The organism is Megasphaera sp. SW808, assembly GCF_012027795.1.
GTDB classification, from domain to species: domain Bacteria; phylum Bacillota; class Negativicutes; order Veillonellales; family Megasphaeraceae; genus Megasphaera; species Megasphaera stantonii.
The window spans coordinates 1-10568 of sequence record NZ_SJOT01000042.1 but is presented as its reverse complement, the minus strand read 5'-3'; the positions used below and the strand labels follow the sequence as shown (position 1 = coordinate 10568).

Annotated in this window: 2 protein-coding genes; both read right to left on the bottom strand. The window is 46.7% G+C overall.

What is annotated here, in order from left to right; all coding sequences use genetic code 11:
* Positions 1-192 precede the first annotated feature (192 nt).
* The gene (locus E0L13_RS11385) at positions 193-8607 is read right to left on the bottom strand and encodes a filamentous hemagglutinin N-terminal domain-containing protein (protein ID WP_168062505.1); all 8415 of its coding nucleotides are present in this window, start codon (positions 8605-8607) and stop codon (positions 193-195) included.
* Between the two features lie 33 nt (positions 8608-8640).
* Positions 8641-10293 (bottom strand): ShlB/FhaC/HecB family hemolysin secretion/activation protein, encoded by a 1653-nt coding sequence (locus E0L13_RS11380; RefSeq protein WP_168062503.1) that lies wholly within the window; start codon positions 10291-10293, stop codon positions 8641-8643.
* Positions 10294-10568 lie beyond the last annotated feature (275 nt).

Below are 10568 nucleotides of genomic sequence, written 5' to 3'. Positions count from 1 at the left end.
TACCTAAAGAGCCGACGCACGATCCAGTGCAGTACAATACTTACACCATCGAGAAAAAACAGAAGGGCTTGCCGCCTGCTTTTCACAGACAACAAGCCCTTCCGGCTGCTTACGCCATATTCTCTTAGAAAGAGTATCTAACGTTTAGGCGTCGCTTCAACGCGAAAGTCCCTCTTTTTAATACCTTTGAACTTAAATTTCCATGCCGCCGTCGACAAAGTTGATTTCCGCTTTCCGTTCGCGGAAATCGCGGTTGCGGTCAAATGGCGCGTCGTTGTACAGGTAGTCCCAACGGCCGCCGGGGAATTCCCAAGCGGGGATGTCAGGCATCGTCCCGACGGTCAGCGTCCCCGGCATAAAATATACATTGTAGTTGCCGCCAAAGAGCGTATCTGGAATGGAAGAACCTTGTTGATAAAACACCCCATCGTCGCCCCAGAAGCCGATGACACTTTCGTGACGGCCGGCTGTAGACGTCCAATCTTTGTCCGTGCCAAAGCGGACGTTAAAGGAATCACCGTTAACAAACTGATTGACCAAACCTGTAAAATTCGGCGTTCCTCCCAAGGCGATATTTTCATCGTTGGCCTGAATAGAAAGATCAGCCTTCGTCACGGAAGATTTGCCAGTAAGCGTACTGCCGCCAGCAAATTGATAGTTATCACTCAAGTTACCTTTCAATTCGAACTTGGCCGACCACGTGTAGTCTCCAACATTATTCGTCGTTTTTCCCGGAGCTAAATTCTCGACAGCATCGTCACCTGTTACCTCAAACCCCATGCTAGCCAGCTCTTTTTTCATCGCCTCGGTCATTTCCGATCCCTTCTGGCCGAACGTATATCCATAGTTTTTACCATCAGAGATAGTTCCACTCCCGTACACACGGGAAATATCGTCTAAGACGATGTCTAAAGTCGCTTTCTTCACTTCGATACCCTTATCCTTTGTATATACGATGTCATAGCCGAGATTGTTAGGATTGAACGAATCCCCTTCACCGCTTGCCGCGATTTGCTGGGAAAAGAGCCAGTTGTCATAGCGACCTGCATTTTTCTGCCCGGTTGTATTATGCAGCAAGGAGCTTTCACCCAGGCCGCCTTCTTCCTTCGTATTCTCATAAGCACCAAAGCCATTGAAGGCATCGTGCGGCCCAGATTGCTCAGCATCAGGCGCCTTGATGGCCGGATTGTTCCCATAGATGAGATCTCCAATATTGAGGTCCTGCTCGCCGGCGTTGTATGTGATGTCGACTTTGGAACCGTCAACCTGCAAGGTCGTCAGGAAGACTTTCAACAAGGGCGTGCTGTAGCCGTCGTAGAACCGCCACGTATCCTTATCAGTCAAGCTATTCTTATAGCTGTCCTGTAACAACTTATCTTTTTCCGAAATATACGTAATGCCCAGAGAACCGTTCGCTTCAGCCGTTGCCGACGTATAGGACCCGTCCACCTTGCCTTGATTATATCCAATCAGCGTATTGCCCGTATTCGTGACGTCGAGTATATTCGTAATAGTACCAGTAGCAGAGTTGACACCTACAGCATTGCCTACGATGCTACTACCAGAAACGCCGGTCGTATTATAGGCTTCGTTTAAGCTGCCAGAGTTGGAGCCGATGAGGCCGCCGACATTTTCCTCCCCTAAAATGGATGTCTTCTCACCCAAAACCGTATTGAAGACCTGGGAGACTGCGCCTTCATTGTTCCCAACGATACCGCCGACGTTCTGGCTGTTGTTAGCGACGATGGCGCCAGTGTTATACGCCGCATCTAAGCTGCCCGGTTTATTGGTATCGGTGTTCTTAGCATTGTATCCGATGAGGCCGCCGACGTTTTCACCTGTTCCATTGACGGTAATCGTGCCGTTGTTGTAAACCTGGTATTTATAGTACTCACCTTTGTCATCTCGCCCGCCGGTAATGGTGCCTTCATTTCTGCCGATGAGACCGCCGATGTTTTGAGCTTTTTCTCCATTCTGGTTGTCTATTGTAATATCGGCCGTATTTCTCAAAGTCGTAGTGCTAATATCGCCTTTATTATAGCCGATGACGCCGCCGACATTGACCGTACCAGTAACCACGCCGCCTGTATCGCTTATTTCAAATTCCTTGACGTTTTCAAGGACAGAGTCGGTAATCTTGCCTTCGTTGTAGCCAATTAAGCCGCCTGTACTGCCACTAATTTTATCATAAGCCGGACTGCCTGTTACTTCTCCGGCATTAGTCATTTTAACATTTGTAATATTGCCAGTATTATGGGCCATGGTACCGCCTGCCCCGCCGGCCAGCGCTACTACTTTCCCGGCATTAAAAATCGTAGTGATCGTATCGGCATTGCCAATAGACCCTTCATTTTTGCCGATAACGCCGCCGACGAACTGATTGCCGACGACATTACCTTCATTACTGTTGCCCATGCCGATAAGCTTACCAGTTTGCGTATTAGATCCGGCAATACCACCGACATACATAGCTTCTTCAGCAATGATATTCGCTTCATTTGTTGCATGTTTAATTGTGCCGCTATTTTCACCGACAACACCGCCAAAGTACTTAGCAGCGTCCTCTCCGACAGCATCTTTATCTTTTACTTGAAGGACAATATTATTATTTGTATTGGTAATAGTACCAGTTTCCGTATTCTTCCCTACCACGCCACCGACATACGTTTGTCCTGTAATCGTACCGCGGTTGATGAGCTTGCTGTCGTCTTCTTCGTCACCAGCAGCTTCATTTGTAGCCGTAATCTCCCCAGCATTGCTGCCGGCAATGCCGCCGACATAATTGTCACCTGTAATGAAAGCCGAACTATCGTTGACCAAGTTTTTCAAGGAAGAATTTTCTTGGTTTTCACCGACAAGTCCGCCGACATAGTCATGACCCGTAATTTCTCCGTTGTTGCGTCCATTGGTTACGTTGCCGCTGTTCGCCCCGACAAGGCCTCCGACAAATTGACCATTAGACTCATCGCCGGTAACGCGCGTCGCATTTACCACGTTGGTTACTTTTTTACCTTCGGCATTGGTGCCGATAATACCGCCGACGTTATCTTTGCCGCTGACGATGCTTTCGTTGTAGCCGCTGTACATAGTACCATTGTTGATACCGATAATACCGCCAATATCACTGCTGCCGGTATCGCCGCCATTGGTTACGCCCAGGCTGTCGACGTACTGTACATCGCCCTTATTCACGCCGACAACGCCGCCAAGGCCGACGCCTTCGCCTAATGTATTGCCAGTTGCAACGGTTACGGCGCTGTCGCTGAAGCTGTTGCCCAGCGCGCCGTCATTCGTACCAACTAAACCGCCTGCATTGGCAAACTCACTGTCTGCAATGACGCTGCTGGTGCTTTCCACGTCATATATGCCGTTGCCGGTTAATTTTCCGTCTGTATCAAAAGTACCTTTACCATTATTTGTACCTGCAATGCCGCCTGCGTTACCATCAGAAGTTACCGTATTACCAAAGGTTACAACGCCTTCAATACGGCCGTTGTTGACGCCAGCCACAGAACCGGCATTTGTTGTACCGGTAAAGGTACCGCTGTAAATGTTGACGTCTTTCACGACGCCGCCGTCGCCAACAGTGCTGAAAATACCGGCGTTATTACCCGTAACCTTCAACCCAATAACGCGATTGCCGCGACCGTCAAAGGTACCGGTAAAGCTCCCATTATCACCGCCGATTGCTTCGTAATTTTCCACCTGGCTGGCATTGATGTCACCCATCAACGCATAGTTAAATCCAAGAGCATCAGAAGCATTTTCAACCCCAGAATTTACATAATCCTGTATCCCCTTCAACTGCTCACCAGTGCTTACTTCTACATAAACTGCTTTGTTGGCATCTGTTATCTTGTCATTAGTCGATGTATTAGTGACAGTAAAGCTTAAATTATCCAGCTCATCCTTAAATTTATGATTATCAGTTGTACCGGGGAAATTTTTATCATATTTTCCAAAATTATATTTACCCTCATTTTCTACCCACATATCAACAGTCAGTTTAGCATTGCCAGACGTAGCCTTAAGGGCAATCTCACTATCGGTATTTTTACCAAAACTGTGCATAAAGTCATGCAGATAGGCAACGGCTATTTCATCATTTAATGTTTCAAGGGCCTCAGCTTTATTATCCCCGCCATTCTGTAATGCAGTAATTATATACCCAGCCTGTTCATCCTTAAATGCAAGTCCGGGATATGCTTGATTTACAGCACTAACTATATCATTAGGTGTTAAAGAATTTATATCTTTTCCGTTAATAGCACCTTTTATAACATCAGTAAATCTATCAGCCTGCACTTTGCCAATATTGGTTAAAGTAAGTAACACTTCACTGTCTGCACCAGTACTGGTAAGCGTCATATCTCCGCCAATGTCGAGGTCGCTGTCAACATATACGTCGCCCCTACCGGTTACAGTTAAATCGCCGCCGGAGGTAATAAGGCCTTCGCCTTTGTTACCATAGTAGAGGTTTACATTGCCATCGCCAATATTAACATATTGCTTATTACCGTCTGCATCCAAAATCGGATTACCGTTTTCATCAACAACAAGTTTAGTGCCTGCGTTGATCGTAATATTGCCATCAACTTTAGAATCGCCGGTCGTATGAGCAAAACGGTCGGCAATATCTGCCATACTTTCATAGGGATCATCGATTGTCCCCGGTGTCCATCCAACAGCGGTGTCATTGATGCCGGGAATTGTTACAGTTGAACCTTGCGTATCGCTTGCCGAGGTTAATTTACCGTATACGTCAACATCGCCGGCGTTAATTGTTATACTACCACTGCCATCAATATCAGGATCATTTTTTGCTGTTGTACCATTTCCGGTAGCGGTTACATCGCCGTAAATGGTTACTTTGCCATCGGTTGTGATGTGGACAGCAGAGCCGTAAATATCTGCCGCGCTGCCGATATTGATGTTGTTAGCATTGCCGTTAATATTCAACGCGCCGTCGGCATAAATTGTACCGCCGAAGAAACCGCTGCCGCCTGTTGCTTTAAAATCATTAAGCGTTAAGCCTGCGCCGTAAACAGCAATGCCTGCCGCGCTGTTGATGCCAAGGGCTGTCCAATTATATTTCAATTCAGTAGTTCCACTTGCCGCATTGATAATGGTCAGCAACGGGTCATAGGCTGTGCCGTACTGAATAGAACCAATTCCTTCAACAGAAAGATTTTTATCATAAAAATAATCTTCAGCTTTAGGCAAAAAAGCGTTTAATATGGGTGTGTTGTCATCGTAAATACGCCAGTTATCATCGGAAGCAACTATGTCTTGGTTTCCACCATCAACATTACCTCCTGATTGAGTTGTGAATGTTAATGAATAATGCTCACCATCTTTATCATATTGATATTCAGATATTTGATCTTTATTTTCAAAGGCTATTGCTTTATTAGAGTTATTTCTGTTATCGGTTAATTCAGTAAACAACGAATTCTTATTTTCATCTTTTGCTGGTTTGATGTAGTAAGTATTTTTAACCTCTATCGTTGCACCATCACGGTTTTCACTGTAAATACTGCCAATGTGCAAATTATCACTACTAGAGTATGTTTGATCATAATAATATTTATTACTATCGCCAATCAAACTAGTAAGAGCAGCATAAATGTTACCGGTTGTATAAGCATTGGTTATTGATACAGTTCCACCTTTACCATTTACACCACCAACTATTCCTCCAATAGCATTATCACCTGAATTATTATTAGGTTTAAAACTTCTTAATGTACCAAGATTATAGACGTTATTTATCGTTATGTCTTTATTTGCACTTGCCGCGCCAACAATACCTCCAACCTGACTTGTTGCATTATTATTGTTTACAACAGTAATATTGCCAGTATTAAAAGAATTTTCAATACTTCCGTTAGGCATCCAGCCCGCAATGCCGCCGACAACATTATAACCATTGTAAATAGCGCCGGTGTTATAGGCTTTTTCTACCGTGCCGGAAAGACGACCGACGATTCCGCCGACATGGCGGCCAAAATACTTAAATTCGCTGTCGCCAATCTGCCCTTTGTTGTACACATCATAAAGTACAACGGAACCGTTGCCTTCAGTAGTATCACCAACTATACCACCCATATTTAAAGAATCTATGCTACCGCCAATTGTAGATTGCCGCGTAGTACGCAAATAACCAAGATTATAAGAACCTGCTACTTCGCCGTTATACATCATGCCAACAACACCGCCAACACCTGTATAGCCCAGTACATCGCCGGTGTTGTAGCTGTTGGATACGGCTGCCTTAGTTACATCTTCCATTATATTCTTAAGCTCTAGTGTGTCGCTACGGTCAATTTTGCCAACCACGCCGCCAACGTTGGCAGCTTTTTCCCAGTCTTTAACAGCTGCCGGGTCAGCAGGTTCGCTTGTATGCACCGTACCGCGGTTGGCACTGCCGGTTACATAAACCTTGTCGCCGTCCATATAACCAACTATACCGCCGATATTACCTATAATAAATTCTTCATTGCTTTCGTTTTGAGGGCGTACCTGTTCTTTTACAAAATCAGTTGCATTGCGAGCACCGGTTGCCATAATGTCGCCGCCATCATTAATACCCGCAGTAACAGTACCCTTGCCGCCAAAATATCCTGCTACGCCGCCAACATTGTGCGCGCCCCGCACTTCGTTTTCACGATTGGTAGCATTAGTAATCTTGGTATCAACAGCACTGCCAACTATTCCGCCTACATTGCCGGCATCATAAAAATTATTTCCCTCTTGTTTATGGCTGCTTACATCACCGCTATTCGTTACATTTTCAATCACACTCTGATTAGAAGTACCTGCAATTCCACCTACGTTTGCAACATTTACCGTTATACTGGCTACACCACTATCTAATTGTGTACCCCTTGGTAAATTACCTTGGTTAGTCTCGCCAGTATGATATGTATAGGTATCTTCCTTACTACTGGTCGCTGTCACGGTGCCGCTGTTTTCGGCGTTTTTCACGGTACTGCCACTGCCTTCTATATTGCCGACGATGCCGCCGACATTGTAAGCGCCTGTTACGTCGAGAACGTTATAAACAAGATGTTCCCCATCACCGATAGTCGAATTAATCGCATGTCCGACTAAGCCGCCGACATTATGACCTTTACTGGATACGTTGCCAAGGTTATAGCTGTTACCAGTTAAAGTCCCGTGATGCATATAACCAATTAACCCGCCAGTATTCTTTGCACTAGCAGTGACTGAACCCGTATTAATTAAATTAGTAAAAGTAACGCTGGATTCTTTTTCAGTATAATTACCATTATATTCCATTCTGCTTGCGCCAACAATGCCGCCAACATCCATGTTGCCTGTTACAGAGGCGCTGTTAGTAGCATTGCTAATATGCGTATTGCCCAGCGCCGCGCCGACAACACTGCCAACTACGTTGACGCCGGTAATGCTGCCGCCTACAAGTGTTACATTGTTGATATTCGCATCATGAGCAACGCCAAATAAACCGACATTAGATATAGCTCTATTAATTGTTAAACCAAAAATATTATAGCCTAACCCATCAAAATTTCCGTAAAAACCATATTTCGTTTCGCTGCCAATATCAGTTGTTGCAACCTTACCGTCCGCATTGACACCAATAGATTTAAAGCCTTCATATTTGCCATCACCATCATTGTCATCCCAGCTTGCGGTACCCGTCGCATCAATACTGTTGCGCAGGGCATAGTTGCCGCCGAGGTTTGTATTAATGGCCTGGAGCTGTTCTACGTCTTCGACCCACATATAGCCTGTAACGACTTTTGTCGTATCGCCTTCATAAACTGTAGCTAAATTTTGATTAGGAGCAGAATCTTTATAGCCGTCAATGTTCCCATCATTATCTTTATCTTCATCTACATACGCATCATATCCCAAGATTAATTTACTTGCATCACTTGTCCGAACCACAATATCTTTAGCCGTTAATTTACTATCACCTGTAACCTCTTTAATGCGTTCCGTGTCAATGACGATACGACCGTTGCCTTCAAAAGTTACATTAATGGCATTGATGTTGCCCAAACTCATGAGTTCGGCATCTGTATTAGGCTTACCACCTAATTGGAAGTCTGGATTCCCAGCGGATTGATAAAACTTATTCAATGCTCTGTCATCCAACGTATTTGTCGACACATACAAACTGCCTACGTTAATCTGGGCGCTGTTGCCGATTTGCACGCCTGACGGATTTACGATATAAATATTGCCACCTCTTATACCATCGCCATACGTAGCGTTGATTGTCCCATAAATTTGAGACATATTGCCGCCAGAAACATAGTTAAGTGTATTATAATCTTTGTCAGGCCCTTTAAAGTTAACAGTCGCACTGCCGCCAACATCAAATTTATCCCATTTAATGACCGCATTATGCTCCCCTTGAGTAATTGTCATTGTATTACCATTTGTATCTTTATGAACATTCCCTATGTGAGACAAAATGTCTCCCGGCAACTGATTATTCGCTACGACAGACGTCGCTGCAAAAGCCATCGGCGCAGCGGAAAACATAGCCGCTCCCATGACGAGGCACAAGGCGATTTGCCGTTTTAAGCGCGTATATTTTTCATGTTTACTCATATATATTCCTCCATCACTAGTTTATGGGGCTGATTAAAACATCTTATAGAGCTGGAACCAAATGCGGTCGTCGTGGTCCGTCGGCTCAGACAGGTCGCGGCGGCCGTCGATCTTGCGGGCCCAGTCGAGCTGAGCGTACCAATCGTTGGGCAGGCTGTAGCGCAGGCCGAGGCCCCAGCCGTACAGGTGCTCTGTCGCAGCATCAAAATCTTTATTATTGACGTAGCCAGCATCGATAAAAGCCGCAACTTCCAAGCCTTCGATGCCTGTCTGGCGGCGGATTTCGGCGCTGCCCAGCCAGCCGGCGTCGCCGTAGCCTTCGCCGTTGCCGTAGGCCCGGACGCCGTTAATTCCGCCGAGGTAGAACTGCTCGCTGCCGTCCAAAGCGCGGTTCGCCAGTTGCCCCTGGAAGCGGACGCGGTAATTCCACGGGCCGTCATACCAGATTTTCATGACGCTGCCCGTCAGCTTATGGTACACTCCATCGTAAGGCGCACTGCCTCCATCGCCGTCGCTCTGGATGTCTCCGTACCAGTAAATCAGGTCGTACTGAGTGAACTCATTGGGATAATACTGACTGCCGCTGATGCCGACATGCCATACGTCGGCATCCTTTTCCGTCTTAATTTCCGGTATGCCGAACAACTTGCTGAAATTAAGCCGGTCTTCGATGCGGCGGCGGTCGTAGCCGTAAATAGCCGTCAGGCGATTCATGCGGTCGCGGTACAAGGGCGTCATGCCGTAGATGCTAATGCCTCTCGATTTGCCAAGTGAGTTATAGAAATCATTCGTATGGAGTTCGTACATGCTCTGGCTGTAGGCAATGCCGACGCGCGTGCCGTCGTAGCCTACGGGCGTTTCATAGCGGACGCTGTAGCTTTTGACGTCGTGGCTGGACAACATGCCGCTCAGGGTAATCTTGTCGCCGTTATGGCTGAGGTTGTTGATTTCCGTGTTGAAGCCGTAACGGTAGCGGCCTGAATAGTAGCCACCCCCATTATCAACAAAGACATAGTTGTTCCACACCGGCCGGTCTTGTACCTGTACGTCGACAGCCGTCGTCCCTGCTTCCTTTCCGGGACGGAGGACAGCGCGGGCCATCACGCCGGGCAGGTCGTTGAGATTATTCATAGCCAGTTCCAGATTGCGGTCGGTCATGACGTCGCCGGCCTTGAGCTTGTGCAGGTAGCCTTCGAGAACGGAATCTGCTACATCCGATGTGTTTTCCGTCACGCGGATCTCGTCGTATTTCGCTACGTACACTTTAATTTCCAAGCTGCCGTCGGCAATTTCCTGAGGCGGAACGACAGCCTGCGCTACGGTGTAGCCGTTGTTTTTGGCATAGGCCGTGATTTTATCGGTCAGCTCCTGCAGCTCCGATACGCGAACGCTGCGGCCGCTGTAGGACTGCAGTATCTCTTGCAGCTGCCCCTGTGCGTCGGGCAGGGCAAAGCCCGTCAAGGTAATCTGACGAACATAAAAAGCCGGGTCTTCTTCCGTACCCGTATTGCCGGGCCGATAGCCATCAGACATCTCGTCGTCTACGACAACATCCTGCTGCCCTGTCCGGTTATACGGATGGGTGGTCACAGCCTCTTTATCAAAGGTCGGTATCGGCGACTGCGCCCATGCAGGACACGTCATGAGCATGCCAAGGGCAATCGTCATCGGAATGGTTTTCGTCATACTCTCACTCCTCATAATGTTTCATGATATATTATAAAAAAAGTACACATAAACTTTACTGTATTATAAATATATAACAGTGTCCACCCCATAGTCAATAGATTGTCATGTAAAGTATATAGGCTGCATAAGATATGCAGCCTGACATATTTTATGCAGCCCTCTCTTCTGCCTCACAGCCCGGTGGTATGCTGCGCAGCAGTGCCTGTTGCCACCAGTTCATCAGCTTGGCCATAGCTATCGCCGCCGCAAAAAACGGATAGCCGCTGAGCAAA

What these genes read in the sequence shown, in the direction of transcription:
- E0L13_RS11385 (WP_168062505.1), bottom strand. Translation starts at nt 8,607, where the DNA reads ATGAGTAAACATGAAAAATATACGCGCTTAAAACGGCAAATCGCCTTG.
- E0L13_RS11380 (WP_168062503.1), bottom strand. Translation starts at nt 10,293, where the DNA reads ATGACGAAAACCATTCCGATGACGATTGCCCTTGGCATGCTCATGACG.